This is a genomic window from Escherichia sp. UTM R2, assembly GCF_048593455.1.
GTDB classification, from domain to species: Bacteria; Pseudomonadota; Gammaproteobacteria; order Enterobacterales; family Enterobacteriaceae; genus Escherichia; species Escherichia coli.
Genome location: NZ_JBFWDY010000002.1, coordinates 4,177,834 through 4,192,820, shown reverse-complemented (window position 1 = coordinate 4,192,820; position 14,987 = coordinate 4,177,834). Strand labels below are relative to the sequence as shown.

11 protein-coding genes are annotated in these 14,987 nt (G+C 50.2%); 4 read left to right on the top strand and 7 right to left on the bottom strand.

The genetic code is table 11. The features are described from left to right. The first annotated feature begins 296 nt into the window (after window positions 1-296). The 4 genes from crfC to pmrR all read left to right on the top strand — a co-directional run bounded on the left by crfC (window position 297) and on the right by pmrR (window position 5,367). The gene (crfC, locus tag AB4H76_RS21090) at window positions 297-2,525 is read left to right on the top strand and encodes a clamp-binding protein CrfC (protein WP_077492644.1); all 2,229 of its coding nucleotides are present in this window, start codon (window positions 297-299) and stop codon (window positions 2,523-2,525) included. Then, window positions 2,522-3,400: a YjcZ-like family protein gene (locus AB4H76_RS21085; protein WP_000169167.1), complete on the top strand. Its 879-nt coding sequence runs from the start codon at window positions 2,522-2,524 to the stop codon at window positions 3,398-3,400. Before crfC ends, AB4H76_RS21085 begins: the two co-directional genes overlap by 4 nt. A gap of 263 nt (window positions 3,401-3,663) precedes the next feature. Further along, on the top strand, window positions 3,664-5,166 hold the full coding sequence (gene proP / locus AB4H76_RS21080; RefSeq protein WP_001298520.1) for a glycine betaine/L-proline transporter ProP: 1,503 nt from the start codon (window positions 3,664-3,666) through the stop codon (window positions 5,164-5,166). 111 nt (window positions 5,167-5,277) lie between these two features. After that, window positions 5,278-5,367 carry an LpxT activity modulator PmrR gene (gene pmrR, locus AB4H76_RS21075; RefSeq protein WP_000797657.1) on the top strand — a complete coding sequence of 30 codons (90 nt, stop codon included), beginning with the start codon at window positions 5,278-5,280 and terminating at the stop codon, window positions 5,365-5,367. Here pmrR and pmrB read toward each other — a convergent pair. The 7 genes from pmrB to melR form a co-directional block, all read right to left on the bottom strand. After that, complete coding sequence (pmrB, locus tag AB4H76_RS21070) at window positions 5,343-6,443, bottom strand: two-component system sensor histidine kinase PmrB (protein ID WP_001051092.1); 1,101 nt, start codon at window positions 6,441-6,443, stop codon at window positions 5,343-5,345. The genes pmrR and pmrB overlap by 25 nt on opposite strands. Further along, on the bottom strand, window positions 6,444-7,112 hold the full coding sequence (gene basR / locus AB4H76_RS21065; RefSeq protein ID WP_000697915.1) for a two-component system response regulator BasR: 669 nt from the start codon (window positions 7,110-7,112) through the stop codon (window positions 6,444-6,446). Continuing rightward, a complete protein-coding gene (eptA, locus tag AB4H76_RS21060; RefSeq protein ID WP_001298860.1) occupies window positions 7,109-8,752 on the bottom strand; it encodes a phosphoethanolamine transferase EptA in 1,644 nt (547 codons plus the stop codon). Before eptA ends, basR begins: the two co-directional genes overlap by 4 nt. 103 nt (window positions 8,753-8,855) lie before the next feature. Next, a complete protein-coding gene (adiC, locus tag AB4H76_RS21055; protein WP_000093154.1) occupies window positions 8,856-10,193 on the bottom strand; it encodes an arginine/agmatine antiporter in 1,338 nt (445 codons plus the stop codon). 136 nt (window positions 10,194-10,329) lie between these two features. Continuing rightward, window positions 10,330-11,091, bottom strand: a complete 762-nt coding sequence (adiY, locus tag AB4H76_RS21050) for a DNA-binding transcriptional activator AdiY (protein ID WP_001217060.1) — start codon at window positions 11,089-11,091, stop codon at window positions 10,330-10,332. A 324-nt stretch (window positions 11,092-11,415) separates the two neighbouring features. Then, window positions 11,416-13,683 carry an arginine decarboxylase gene (gene adiA / locus AB4H76_RS21045; RefSeq protein ID WP_001381593.1) on the bottom strand — a complete coding sequence of 756 codons (2,268 nt, stop codon included), beginning with the start codon at window positions 13,681-13,683 and terminating at the stop codon, window positions 11,416-11,418. 198 nt (window positions 13,684-13,881) lie between these two features. After that, window positions 13,882-14,790 (bottom strand): transcriptional regulator MelR, encoded by a 909-nt coding sequence (gene melR / locus AB4H76_RS21040; RefSeq protein WP_001090758.1) that lies wholly within the window; start codon window positions 14,788-14,790, stop codon window positions 13,882-13,884. Window positions 14,791-14,987 lie beyond the last annotated feature (197 nt).

Genomic DNA, 14,987 nt, shown 5'->3' with positions numbered 1-14,987 from the left:
TGATTTTAGACGACGATCGTTTTCATTTGAAAGGAAACGCAAAAAGAAAATAATCTTTTTGCCTCCATTTATTATTTAAGATAAGGTTAATGCTCTACTTGTTCTTTTTTTAATTCACATGATATTTTTATCTTTCTGACGTTTTAAACGTATCGGAAGACGTTATTTATTCTAATAAAAAACAACACGCTAAATATAAAATTATTTCTTGCAGTAATTATAAAGGCCGAAAACAGAACTCAAAAACAATCTGGCTAAATAAAAGTAATAAAATTTGCTTTAAGGAAGAATTTTCTATGTACACACAGACCCTGTATGAGTTAAGTCAGGAGGCTGAACGCCTGTTACAGCTTTCTCGCCAACAGTTGCAGTTACTGGAAAAAATGCCTCTCTCTGTACCCGGAGACGATGCGCCACAACTGGCTTTACCCTGGAGTCAGCCTAATATCGCCGAGCGTCACGCGATGCTGAATAATGAGTTGCGTAAAATTTCCCAACTGGAAATGGTGCTGGCGATTGTCGGTACTATGAAAGCAGGGAAATCAACCACCATTAATGCCATTGTTGGTACGGAGGTTCTGCCTAATCGCAATCGCCCAATGACTGCCCTGCCGACGCTTATTCGCCATACGCCCGGGCAAAAGGAACCGGTACTGCATTTTTCACATGTCGCGCCAATCGATTGTTTAATTCAAAAATTACAACAGCGCCTGCGTGATTGCGATATTAAGCATCTGACCGATGTGCTGGAAATAGATAAAGATATGCGTGCGCTTATGCAGCGGATCGAAAATGGCGTCGCTTTCGAAAAATATTATCTGGGTGCCCAGCCTATTTTTCATTGTCTGAAAAGTTTGAATGATTTAGTGCGACTGGCGAAGGCGCTGGACGTCGATTTTCCTTTTTCTGCTTACGCCGCCATTGAGCATATTCCCGTGATTGAAGTGGAGTTTGTCCATCTGGCGGGGCTGGAGAGTTATCCCGGTCAGTTGACGTTACTGGATACCCCCGGGCCAAATGAAGCCGGGCAACCGCATCTGCAAAAAATGCTTAACCAGCAGCTGGCACGCGCCTCGGCGGTACTGGCGGTGCTGGATTATACGCAACTGAAATCGATCTCCGATGAAGAGGTCCGTGAGGCGATTTTGGCGGTGGGGCAATCGGTGCCGCTGTATGTGCTGGTCAATAAGTTCGATCAACAGGATCGTAACAGTGACGACGCCGACCAGGTGCGGGCACTGATTTCCGGGACGCTGATGAAAGGCTGTATTACGCCACAGCAGATATTTCCGGTGTCGTCGATGTGGGGCTACCTGGCGAATCGGGCGCGCCATGAGTTAGCCAACAACGGTAAGTTACCACCGCCAGAGCAACAACGCTGGGTGGAAGATTTTGCCCATGCCGCGCTCGGCAGGCGCTGGCGTCATGCCGATCTGGCGGACCTCGAACATATTCGTCATGCTGCCGATCAGTTGTGGGAAGATTCGCTGTTCGCCCAGCCAATTCAGGCGTTGCTTCATGCCGCTTACGCTAACGCCTCGTTGTATGCTCTGCGATCTGCTGCGCATAAACTGTTGAATTACGCGCAGCAGGCGCGGGAATACCTGGATTTTCGTGCGCACGGGTTAAACGTCGCTTGTGAACAATTGCGGCAAAATATCCATCAGGTCGAAGAAAGTTTGCAGCTATTGCAACTCAATCAGGCGCAGGTGAGCGGCGAGATTAAACATGAAATCGAGCTGGCCCTGACCTCCGCCAACCACTTTCTGCGTCAACAACAAGATGCGCTGAATGCGCAGTTAGCCGCGTTGTTTCAGGATGATTCGGAGCCGTTAAGCGAGATTCGTACCCGCTGTGAGACACTGTTACAGACGGCGCAGAACACCATCAGTCGCGACTTTACGCTGCGTTTTGCCGAGCTGGAATCCACCCTTTGCCGGGTGTTAACCGATGTTATTCGCCCCATTGAGCAACAAGTCAAAATGGAATTGAGCGAGTCAGGGTTTCGTCCTGGGTTTCATTTTCCTGTTTTTCACGGCGTAGTTCCCCACTTCAACACTCGCCAGCTGTTCAGTGAAGTCATTTCGCGCCAGGAAGCAACGGACGAGCAGAGCACGCGTTTAGGCGTTGTGCGTGAGACTTTTTCGCGCTGGTTGAATCAGCCCGACTGGGGACGGGGAAATGAGAAATCCCCGACAGAAACGGTTGATTACAGTGTGTTGCAACGAGCATTAAGCGCAGAAGTCGATCTCTATTGCCAACAAATGGCTAAAGTTCTGGCAGAGCAGGTCGATGAATCTGTTACGGCAGGCATGAATACTTTTTTCGCTGAGTTCGCTTCATGTTTGACGGAATTACAGACGCGTTTACGCGAAAGTCTGGCTCTGCGTCAACAAAATGAATCGGTGGTCAGGCTGATGCAGCAGCAATTGCAGCAGACTGTGATGACTCACGGCTGGATTTACACCGACGCCCAGCTGTTACGCGATGATATTCAAACACTTTTCACGGCAGAACGATATTGACCAAGACGTTACTTGACGGCCCCGGTCGCGTGCTGGAGTCGGTTTATCCCCGCTTTTTAGTGGATCTGGCACAGGGCGATGATGCCCGCCTTCCACAAGCCCATCAGCAGCAGTTTCGTGAACGACTGATGCAGGAACTTCTTGCGCGCGTGCAGCTTCAGACATGGACGAACGGCGGCATGTTAAATGCGCCGCTTAGCCTGCGTCTGACATTGGTGGAAAAACTGGCGTCGATGCTGGATCCCGGTCATCTGGCGCTGACGCAGATCGCGCAGCATCTGGCGCTGCTGCAAAAAATGGATCACCGCCAGCACTCTGCTTTCCCGGAGCTCCCCCAGCAAATTGCCGCCTTGTATGAGTGGTTTTCAGCCCGTTGTCGCTGGAAGGAAAAGGCGTTAACGCAACGAGGCCTACTGGTGCAGGCAGGTGATCAGAGCGAGCAAATTTTTACCCGCTGGCGTGCTGGGGCGTATAACGCCTGGTCGTTGCCTGGGCGCTGTTTTATCGTTCTGGAGGAGTTGCGCTGGGGGGCATTTGGCGATGCCTGCCGTCTGGGAAGCCCGCAAGCGGTGGCGTTGTTGCTGGGTGATTTGCTCGAGAAAGCGACACAACATCTGGCAGAGAGTATCAATGCGGCACCGACCACGCGTCACTATTACCATCAGTGGTTTGCCTCTTCGACCGTTCCGACGGGCGGGGAGCATGCTGATTTTTTAAGTTGGCTGGGAAAGTGGACCACGGCAGATAAACAACCCGTTTGCTGGTCAGTGACCCAACGCTGGCAAACTGTCGCGCTGGGGATGCCACGACTCTGTTCAGCGCAGCGTCTGGCGGGGGCAATGCTCGAGGAAATCTTCTCTGTAAATTTGGCGTAAATAATCAGTTACATCAATGAGTCCTAAACGAAATCCATGTGTGAAGTTGATCACAAATTTAAACACTGGTAGGGTAAAAAGGTCATTAACTGCCCAATTCAGGCGTCAACTGGTTTGATTGTACATTCCTTAACCGGAGGGTGTAAGCAAACCCGCTACGCTTGTTACAGAGATTGCATCCTGCAATTCCCGCTCCCCTTTTGCGGCCGTCGCGCTGATTTTTCTGGCGTTTGCGGAAATGGGCCAACTCTGCGAGGAAAGCTATGCTGAAAAGGAAAAAAGTAAAACCCATTACCCTTCGTGATGTCACCATTATTGATGACGGTAAACTGCGTAAAGCCATTACCGCAGCATCACTGGGTAATGCAATGGAATGGTTTGATTTTGGTGTTTATGGTTTTGTTGCTTACGCATTAGGTAAAGTTTTTTTCCCGGGGGCTGACCCCAGCGTGCAGATGGTTGCTGCACTTGCCACTTTCTCCGTTCCCTTTCTGATTCGACCGCTTGGCGGGCTCTTCTTTGGTATGTTGGGCGATAAATATGGTCGCCAGAAGATCCTCGCTATCACTATTGTGATTATGTCGATCAGTACGTTCTGTATTGGCTTAATACCGTCCTACGACACGATTGGTATTTGGGCACCGATTCTGCTGTTGATCTGTAAGATGGCACAAGGTTTCTCGGTCGGCGGTGAATATACCGGGGCGTCGATATTTGTTGCGGAATACTCCCCTGACCGTAAACGTGGCTTTATGGGCAGCTGGCTGGACTTCGGTTCTATTGCCGGGTTTGTGCTGGGTGCGGGCGTGGTGGTGTTAATTTCGACCATTGTCGGCGAAGCGAACTTCCTCGACTGGGGCTGGCGTATTCCGTTCTTTATTGCTCTGCCGTTAGGGATTATCGGGCTTTACCTGCGCCATGCGCTGGAAGAAACTCCGGCGTTTCAGCAGCATGTTGATAAACTGGAACAGGGCGACCGCGAAGGTTTGCAGGATGGCCCGAAAGTCTCGTTTAAAGAGATTGCCACTAAATACTGGCGCAGCCTGTTGACATGTATTGGTCTGGTTATTGCCACCAACGTGACTTACTACATGTTGCTGACCTATATGCCGAGTTATTTGTCGCATAACCTGCATTACTCCGAAGACCACGGGGTGCTGATTATTATCGCCATTATGATCGGTATGCTGTTTGTCCAGCCGGTGATGGGCTTGCTGAGTGACCGTTTTGGCCGTCGTCCGTTTGTGCTACTTGGTAGTGTTGCCCTGTTTGTGTTGGCGATCCCGGCGTTTATTCTGATTAACAGTAACGTCATCGGTCTGATTTTTGCCGGGTTACTGATGCTGGCGGTGATCCTTAACTGCTTTACGGGCGTTATGGCTTCTACCTTGCCAGCGATGTTCCCGACGCATATCCGATACAGCGCGCTGGCGGCGGCATTTAATATTTCGGTGCTGGTTGCCGGTCTGACGCCAACGCTGGCGGCCTGGCTGGTCGAAAGCTCGCAGAATCTGATGATGCCTGCCTATTACCTGATGGTAGTGGCGGTGGTTGGTTTAATCACCGGCGTAACCATGAAAGAGACGGCAAATCGTCCGTTGAAAGGTGCGACACCGGCGGCGTCAGATATACAGGAAGCGAAGGAAATTCTCGTCGAGCATTACGATAATATCGAGCAGAAAATCGATGATATTGACCACGAGATTGCCGATTTGCAGGCGAAACGTACCCGCCTGGTGCAGCAACATCCGCGAATTGATGAATAAGCTGAAACGGATGGCCTGATGTGACGCTGTCTTATCAGGCCAATTGAACTCTTAAGGTTCACTTAATCTCTGACGCGCATACTCTCCTCCAGGTTAACGGAGGAGAGTGCAATGAAAAACCGTGTTTATGAAAGTTTAACTACCGTGTTCAGCGTGCTGGTGGTCAGCAGCTTTCTTTATATCTGGTTTGCCACGTACTGATCTTTCTTCAGCCGTACCCAGGCCCGCGTGCCGGAAGTCTCTTGCCGGTTTTGCAGGAAAAACTGCCCGTGATGCAACTGTGTAATGCGGCTGACAATACTTAACCCCAGACCAATCCCGCCATAACGGCTGTCCATACGTACAAACGCTTTACTCAACTCCCCGCATTTACTCTCATCAATACCTGGTCCTTCATCTTCAACTGCCATGACCGCTCCGTCATCTTCTTGCAGCTTAATCATAATGTTGCTGCCTTGCGGGCTGTAACGATGGGCGTTTTCTACCAGGTTTCGCAATAACATCCGCAGCAGGGTTGCATCACCCTGAACGGTGATGTCGGCGGCGCTCTCTGGCAATAGCAGGGTTTGCTGTCGCTGGTCGAGCATGGTACTGAGTTCGTCATACGAGGGGAGAATGACATCTTCCAGCAGTTTTACATGTTGATAATTACCGGAAGAAAATGACTGTCCGGCACGCGCCAGTTGCAGCAGCTGGGAGACGCTCTCCATCATCTGATCAAGCCGTGCCACTAACGGTGCTACATCAATGTGATGCGTTTTCGCCAGCAGTTCCAGATGCAAACGCACCCCCGCCAGTGGCGTTCGCAGTTCGTGCGCGACGTCAGCGGTAAACAACCTTTCGTTATCCAGCGTGCTGGTCAGGCGACTGACCAGATCGTTTAACGCCGAAACCACCGCTTCGATTTCGAGGGTGGCGCTGTGAATGGCAATGGGCGTTAAGTTGTCGGCGGTGCGCGCTTCCAGCTCTTTTTGCAGCTCCGCCAGCGGGCGGGTGATGCGGCGTACCGCCTGATAGCAGATAAATAGCGTCAGGCTGACCATAAAGACGCCGGGGACAATCAGGCTGGCGACCGCCTCGCGGATCTCACGCATGATGTGGCGATCGTTGTTGCGATTGTCGCGTAGCGCCTGCTCAAACAGCTGAATCTGCTCGGTACTTTCATGCCATAGCCAGAAGACGCTGATCAGCTCAAACACCAACAAAATGGCCCCGATGGTCAATATCAGCCGTTGGCGCAGCGATATTGGTCGGCGCAGAAAATGCATCAGATTCAATTAGTTTTCCTCATTCGCGACCAGCATATAGCCAAAGCCGCGCACGGTGCGGATACGGGCTTTGCCCACTTTGTCGCGCAGATTGTGGATATGCACTTCCAGGGTGTTGGTCGAGGGTTCATTGTCCCAGTTATAGATGTCGTTGTAGAGAATTTCCCGATGCACCGGACTGCCTGCTTTGAGCATTAACCGTGACAGCAGAGCATATTCTTTGGGCGTCAGAATCAACTCTTCACCGCCCATCCATACCTGACGGCGACCCATATTCAGCGTCAGATTGCCAACAATCAGCTCACTTTCGCCCTGATTATTATGGCGTCGTAGCAGGGCGCGGATACGGGCGTGTAACTCTTCCAGCGCAAAAGGCTTCACCAGATAGTCATCGGCACCGACATCCAGCCCGGCGATTTTGTCGGTCAGCGTATCGCGAGCGGTGAGGATCAGTACTGGCAGGGTGTATTTTTTCTGCCGGATACGGGCGAGAAAATGCAGTCCATCTTCGTCGGGTAACCCTAAATCCAGTACCACCAGGCTGTAATGACCGGCCTCAAGGCTTTGTTCCGCCATCCGCGCGGTTGTCACGCCATCGCACGCGTAGCCTTCGGTTTGCGCCGCCAGAATCAATCCCTGCAATAACAGCGTATCGTCTTCAACAATCAGAATTTTCATTCACTCACTCTCCTGCAAGTTTGCAGAATATCATCCGCAGCCTGGTAATACTTCGTCTCAACGCCAGTTAATCCCAATAGCGTGGAGAATAAATTGTCTTGTGAATAGTGTTGCGTTTGCGCCTGTTTTTGCAGGCAGTTCTGGTCAACCTGATACCGTTTTTGATAATCCTCCGACAGCCACAGCAGCATTGGCACCTGTTTTTGGCTATCCGGGGCGATGGCATAAGGCAGACCGTGCAGATAGATGCCATTTTCACCTAACGATTCACCGTGGTCAGAAAGATAAACCAGGCTGGTGGTAAATTTATCCTGATGTTCTTTCAGCAGATTAATCGCTTTATCAACAATATAGTCGACGTAAACCAGCGTGTTGTCGTAAGTGTTCACCAGTTGCTCTTTGCTACAGGTCTGGATCTCATTGGTGTCGCAGGTTGGGGTAAATTTCCTGAACTGCGGCGGATAGCGGTTGTAATAGGTCGGACCGTGGCTGCCGATGGTGTGTAAGACAATCACGCCATCACCCTGCAGGTTATTGATGTACTCTTCCAGCCCGTGGAACAGTACTTCGTCATAGCATTCGCCGTTGATGCACTGACCAGGCAGATTCAGCGCGGTGACGTTCTGGTGAGGCACGCGGTCGCAGGCACCTTTACAGCCGCCATCGTTGTCATTCCACAGCACGTTGATGCCCGCTCGCTGAATGATATCCAGCACGCCTTCCTGGTGCTGTGCCAGCTCTTCTTTGTAATGCTCACGCGGCATATCCGAGAACATGCACGGTACTGAAACTGCCGTTGCCGTGCCGCAAGATGCGGTATTAGGGAAATAGACCACGTTATCTTTCGCCAGCCGCGGGTTAGTTTCACGCGGGTAGCCGTTGAGGGAGAAGTTCTCCGCCCGCGAGGTTTCGCCGACAATCAGGATGGTCAAATTTTTACGTTTTTCGTTCTGCATTAACGGGTTGCGGTGCGCGTCTTCACCAATTCGCACCAGCGGCAGATTTGCCAGTCGCTGATGGGAGTACCATGACCAGCTGGCAACAATGCTGTTAGAGGGGCTTAAGGATTTCACCAGCTCTTTGTTATTGCGGAACAACGAGGCGTAGTCTTTATAAAACAGTGCGGCGACCAGCAAAATCAGTAGTACAGAAACCAGAATATTGGCTCCACGGAAAAGAACACTGCGCAGACGCGAGGTGGCAGGTTTGATTTTTATCCAGCAGGCAATCAGCGCAGCAAGCACGCCGCTGAATCCCAGCGTTAATAACATTTGCGGTGTCATCAGCGCATAACTTTCTGCCGGAGTGGTATCAATAATATTGGCAATCATCGAGCGGTCGATGACGATGCCGTAAGTCATTATGAAATATTGTGCAGCCGCGCCAACCAGAATAAACAGGCAGGCCAGTGGTCGATTAAGCCATAAGAAAGAGCTTAGTGTCAGGACAATATTAATCACGCTGAAAGCGACGACCGGCATCGACAAGAAAACCAGTACGTTATGCAGCGAATCCAGCGGCAGCGCCTGCAACACCTGCTTAAAAAAGGCAATATTCAGGCAGATAGAGATATAAAAAGCGGCTAACAATAGCCAGGCGAGTAAATTCAAAGAGGGTCTTTTTAGTAGGCGCTTCAACATCACGGTGTTTCCATCGAACAAAGTGCGCATATGCTCGCAAAGCAAAATTAAGCCAACCTTAAGTTCTTAAGGTTGGCTTTTATGTGTGCTGGATTAAGGGGAATTAATCTTTGCTTATTGGTGCATCTAAGGGATACGGGTTTTTATGCAGCCGGTTGTAATTCAGCGCATACATGGCGGTGATGACCATTAGGGTGACAAATGACCACATAACCTCTTTCGCCCCGGACCCCACCACGGCCCAGATGCAGTAGAGGAAGGCAATGGTAGTAACTGCCAGATATGCCGGGCGTGCTTTACCAAAGTGACCGTGTCCGAGCAGCAGTAACGCCGCACAGGTGTAAAGATATGGCACCAGTGTAAAGATGACCGAGACGGAAGAAACCAGACCGAACTCTTTGGTTGCGTTTGGCGAAATGCTACTGAGCTGGAAGATGGTCATCAAAATACCGACGATAATCAGCCCCGCCACTGGCGTACCCGCTTTATTTACACGGGCAAAAATCGGTGGGAACAGTCCGTCATCGGCAGCGGCTTTCGCCGTTTGACCCGCCAGCAACGTCCAGCCGCCCAGTGAACCTAAGCAACCCGCAGCTGCGCAGAAGGAAACAATGGCCCCGGCGGTGTCACCCAACGCCATCCGTGCGGCATCACCGAATGGCGAAGCAGAAACGCGCAGTGCGGCATTAGGGATCATCCCCATAATCGCGGTGGTAGAAAGTACATAGCAAACGGCGGCAATCAATACCCCACCAATGGTGGCGATAGGGACATTGCGTTTCGGGTTTTTCACCACACCTGCGGCAACGGAGGCACTTTCCACACCGATGAACGACCACAGCGTAACGTTAAGGGTACTTTGAATTGCACCGAAGGTGCCCAGGCCGCTGACGTTCCATGCCGCCATATAGGTTTCACCACGGAACCAGAACCAGCCAAATACGGCAATCCCGACGATGGGGATCAGCGCCAGCACGGTGGCAACTGCCTGCACACGGGTGATCATTTTCGGACCGACAATGTTCAGCAGGACGAAGATCCACAGCACCACGACGCAGGTGATGGTTAATACCAATGGATCTTTCAGAATCGGGAAGAAGTAACTTAAATATCCTACGCCAATGACCACCATGGCGATATTGCCGATCCAGCAGGCCAGCCAGTAGAGGACGTTGGTTTGATAACCGAGAAACGGGCCAAAGCAGCGGCGGGCGTAAGCGTAAGAACCACCAGGACTTGGGTCGAGGAACGACATTTTGGCGTATACCATCGAGAGCCCCAGTGCACCGATAATCGTCACCAACCATCCATAAATGGCAATCCCGCCAGTAGAGGCCAGGTTTGCAGGTAACAGAAAAACACCTGACCCCATAATATTCCCCGACACCATCAGGGTGACGGGGATTAAGCCCACTTTGTGAGCATCAGCATCCGAAGACATAATTAAACTCCTGCGAAGGCGAGCTTCGTGACAATAAATTACGTCATATCATACGCCTGCATTCGATAGTTGAATTATTATCGACCGGGTTATCGCTGATGCCGTTATTAATATAGCTCTTCGTTAAGGTTAAAAATCAGGCGACAGTGCGTTCTCTGTGCTGACTAACATAATGCAGCGGCGTCATACCGTAGAAGTCTTTAAAGACAGAAATAAAGTACGACGTACTGTTGTAGCCGCAGGACTGTGATACCTGAGAGATATTTTTACCGTCCATCATTAATTCATTTACGGCATAACGCATGCGGCAGGTGGTGATTATTTGGCTATAACTGGTGTTTTCGCTTTTCAACTTTTTCTTTAACAGACTTGGGCTAAGACATAAACAACTGGCTACCATACTAAGATTCCAGTCTTTGTGAATATCGCTTTCAATAATTTGATAAACGCTGTCACTTACACAATTACGTAACATATACATCATTAATGAAACGAATTTTTTACTGTCGAGAAAACGGGATAGCACCGTGAATAATAATGCGCGTGTTCGTTCCTTTTCTGACTCAGTTTCTGCGGGCATCATGCTGTGTTGCGCGGCAACGCGAAAGACGTCTGGCGTCAGGCATGGCAGGGTGAGTATGGGCGTAGCGCTACGTTGCCATACTGGTATTTGCGAGAGATCTTTATTCAGAAACCGGAGGTAATCTTTGATGATGTCGTGACTAATATGAGCAACCAAAGTGTTGTTAAGAGAGGAGACGTCGATAATATTATTTTCACAATTTAATAACGCCATATGGTTAGCTTTAAGGCTAATAGGTTCTTTCCCATTCACCCTTATCCAGACATCTTTTTCAGTCAATAAAACAATACAAGGTTGGTCGCTGCAAATCCTCATACATGTACTCCTGAGTGCGAATAAAAGACCAGTTCTCGCTAAAGCAAAGCGATACCGGGAAATGGTTATATAATTGTATGATGAATATAAACATGCATAAAAATAACGAGTTTTACTAATAGTACAAATTTTTATAGTAATTTCTCATGTACATATTTTTTTACAGGATAAATAACAGGCAAAAAAAAGCGCGGGGTGGGGCCGCGCAAAAAGTATGACATTTTTGTTTGCAGCAATTTTTATGAAAACGTTGCCATACTCAAAAGGCCTAAGGCCAGGCGGCGTAATGTTATTTAAACAATTACGCCTTCAGCGGAATAGTGGTTACGCTTTCACGCACATAACGTGGTAAATACCGTCAATAATTTCAGTCCCTTCAGTTTCGTGTTCAAATCCAGGGAAATGGTGGTCCCAGGATTGCAGCGAGCGTAAATAACTTACTTGCGGACTGTTTTTATCGCCGAAGTTTTCACCAGACAGCAGCATCGGGATTCCTGGCGGATACGGGATAACTGAGTTTGCCGCGATGCGTCCTGGCAGATTTTCAATGGATACCAGTTCGACATTGTTGTCGACAATCGCGTTGTACGCTTCACGCGGGGTGACTTCCGCCACCGGCAGGCCGGAATAGGCTTCGTTCAACCGTGCGCCAGGGTTGTTTTCTTTCAGCCAGGCAAACATGGTGTCACCCAGATCGTGAATCCCCATGTTCGCGTAAGTGTCAGGATATTGTTCAACAAGTTCCGGCATCACCTGCGCCAGCGGTGTGTTGGCGTCATAGTGGCGTTTGAAGGAGCAAAGGGTGTTAACCAGAGTTCCCCATTTCCCACGGGTTACGCCCATAGAGAACAGGAACATAATTTGGAAGTCAGTGGTGCGGGTAGGTACAATGCCGTGGCGACCAAGCCAGGCAGTGACCAGCGCCGCCGGAACACCGGTTTCTTCCAGTTCACCATCTTCACCCATTCCCGGAGCAAGGATGCTGACTTTAATCGGGTCGAGCATACTCCAGTTATCCGGAATATCTTTGAAGCCGTGCCAGCTTTCGCCCGGATGCATTACCCAGCAGTCCTGAACGGTGGTCAGCAGTTTGGTTGGTGCGTCAGCAAAGTCATAGGTTTTGCCGGTTTGTGGGTCGGTGACGACTTCTTTGTTCCACGGTTTGAAGAACCAGCTACCGTCAGCGGTGAACTCTTTATATAGCCGCGCCATCGCCTGACGGAAATCAACCGCTTCGTCAATCACTTCCTGTGTCAGTGACAGGCCGCTGTTGCCGTCCATCATCGACACCGCCACGTCGTTGGATGCGCAGATGGCATACAGCGGGGAGGTGGTGGCATGCATCATGTAGGCCTGGTTGAAGCGGGAGAAGTTAATCGCCCCACGACCTTCACGTACATGAATATAAGAAGCCTGTGACAGCGCATTCAGCAGTTTGTGGGTGGAGTGGGTGGCGAAAACGGTAGGACCGTTGTGATCGCCAGGTTCGCCGCGCATGGCATAGTGATCGGCATAGATCGGGTTGAAACGTGCATAGCCGTACCAGGCTTCGTCAAAGTGCAGACGATCGGAGGTTTTTTCCAGCAGATCCTGCGCTTCTTTAGCGTTATAACACACGCCGTCATAGGTGCAGTTGGTCACCACGCAGTAAGACGGTTTTTGCCCGGCTTTGTCTTTGGTCAGCGGGCTTTCACTGATTTTCTTCTGCAAGGTTTCAGGTTGCATTTCCTGCGGATAGATTGGCCCGATAATGCCGTAGCGGTTGCGGCTTGGCACCATATAGACCGGTTTCGCGCCTGTCAGCATCAAACCTTGTTCGATGGATTTATGGCAGTTACGGTCAACGACCACGACATCGTTATCGGTCATGCAAGCCTGCATGATGGTGCGGTTAGAGCCGGAAGTACCGACGACTACCGACCAGGAGCGATCGGCACCAAATACGCGTGCGGCATATTTTTCGCTTTCGCCAAATGCGCCAGTATGGTCAAGCAAAGAACCGAGGGAAGTTCGTTCGATGCCCATGTCGGTGCGGAACAGATTTTCACCATAGTAGTCATGGTAGAAACGTCCGGCGGGTGTTTTGGTAAAACCAACGCCGCCCTGGTGGCCTGGCGCTGCCCAGGAATATTCATGGATGTCACTATATTTCATCAGCGCGCTGAACAGTGGCGGCAACAGCTGCTGGCGGTAGCGGGTCATCGCGGCAACGGCGCGTCCGGCGATAAAGTCGGCGGTATCTTCCAGAATCCAGGCGAATTCATCGACAAGCTCCAGCAGGTCGCGATCCATTGCGGCGAGGGCTTTTTCCCGATCGCCCAACAGGAAGACCGGCACGTTTTGTTGGCGCTCATGAAGCTTACCGATCAATTGTCTGACGTTTTGATGTTCGTCCGGATGTTCCATTTGATAGCTGAACATCAGGCAGTCAATGGCTTCGTTTGAAGAGAGAATGGCAAAACCATCATCAAAGGAGGTGGATTTAATCACGGTAACATTTTGCTGGCTTAAAGCATCTGCCAGACGCTCAACGGCGTTACCGACCCAGGTGTCTTGATGGAGAAACTCGCTTTCAACAATTAATACTTTCATCATTGCTTACCCGGTTATGAAGGAATCTTCGTTGCGGGCAAGTATCTTCCGGCCTTTTCGGGCTGTAAAGCGCGTGAAAAACAAACATTTTTGGAATATTTATTTTTATAAACAATATGTTATGTGATTATTTTAATTTATTTTCACTGCTTATTATCGACGGCTAAACTATTTTTTTGGCTGATACTGATATCGTCTTTAGCCGGGAAACGTCTGGCGGCGCTGTTGGCTAAGTTTGCGGTATTGTTGCGGCGACATGCCGACATATTTGCCGAACGTGCTGTAAAAACGACTACTTGAACGAAAGCCTGCCGTCAGGGCAATATCGAGAATACTTTTATCGGTATCGCTCAGTAACGCGCGAACGTGGTTGATGCGCATCGCGGTAATGTACTGTTTCATCGTCAATTGCATGACCCGCTGGAATATCCCCATTGCATAGTTGGCGTTAAGTTTGACGTGCTCAGCCACATCGTTGATGGTCAGCGCCTGATCATAGTTTTCGGCAATAAAGCCCAGCATCTGGCTAACATAAAATTGCGCATGGCGCGAGACGCTGTTTTTGTGTGTGCGCGAGGTTTTATTGACCAGAATCGGTTCCCAGCCAGAGAGGCTAAATCGCTTGAGCATCAGGCCAATTTCATCAATGGCGAGCTGGCGAATTTGCTCGTTCGGACTGTTTAATTCCTGCTGCCAGCGGCGCACTTCAAACGGGCTAAGTTGCTGTGTGGCCAGTGATTTGATCACCATGCCGTGAGTGACGTGGTTAATCAGGTCTTTATCCAGCGGCCAGGAGAGAAACAGATGCATCGGCAGATTAAAAATCGCCATGCTCTGACAGGTTCCGGTATCTGTTAGTTGGTGCGGTGTACAGGCCCAGAACAGCGTGATATGACCCTGATTGATATTCACTTTTTCATTGTTGATCAGGTATTCCACATCGCCATCGAAAGGCACATTCACTTCGACCTGACCATGCCAGTGGCTGGTGGGCATGATATGCGGTGCGCGAAACTCAATCTCCATCCGCTGGTATTCCGAATACAGCGACAGCGGGCTGCGGGTCTGTTTTTCGTCGCTGCTGCACATAAACGTATCTGTATTCATGGATGGCTCTCTTTCCTGGAATATCAGAATTATGGCAGGAGTGAGGGAGGATGACTGCGAGTGGGAGCACGGTTTTCACCCTCTTCCCAGAGAGGCGAGGGGAGCGTCCGAGCATCATGAGGCCGAAAACTGTGCTTTTCAGGTAACTTATTACCATAAACTCAGATTTACTGCTGCTTCACGCAGGATCTGAGTTT

Excerpts from the sequence above, each read along its gene's own strand:
- crfC (WP_077492644.1), top strand. The coding sequence starts at position 297 with ATGTACACACAGACCCTGTATGAGTTAAGTCAGGAGGCTGAACGCCTG.
- proP (WP_001298520.1), top strand. The coding sequence starts at position 3,664 with ATGCTGAAAAGGAAAAAAGTAAAACCCATTACCCTTCGTGATGTCACC.
- pmrR (WP_000797657.1), top strand. The coding sequence starts at position 5,278 with ATGAAAAACCGTGTTTATGAAAGTTTAACTACCGTGTTCAGCGTGCTG.
- basR (WP_000697915.1), bottom strand. The coding sequence starts at position 7,112 with ATGAAAATTCTGATTGTTGAAGACGATACGCTGTTATTGCAGGGATTG.
- eptA (WP_001298860.1), bottom strand. The coding sequence starts at position 8,752 with ATGTTGAAGCGCCTACTAAAAAGACCCTCTTTGAATTTACTCGCCTGG.
- adiC (WP_000093154.1), bottom strand. The coding sequence starts at position 10,193 with ATGTCTTCGGATGCTGATGCTCACAAAGTGGGCTTAATCCCCGTCACC.
- adiY (WP_001217060.1), bottom strand. The coding sequence starts at position 11,091 with ATGAGGATTTGCAGCGACCAACCTTGTATTGTTTTATTGACTGAAAAA.
- adiA (WP_001381593.1), bottom strand. The coding sequence starts at position 13,683 with ATGAAAGTATTAATTGTTGAAAGCGAGTTTCTCCATCAAGACACCTGG.
- melR (WP_001090758.1), bottom strand. The coding sequence starts at position 14,790 with ATGAATACAGATACGTTTATGTGCAGCAGCGACGAAAAACAGACCCGC.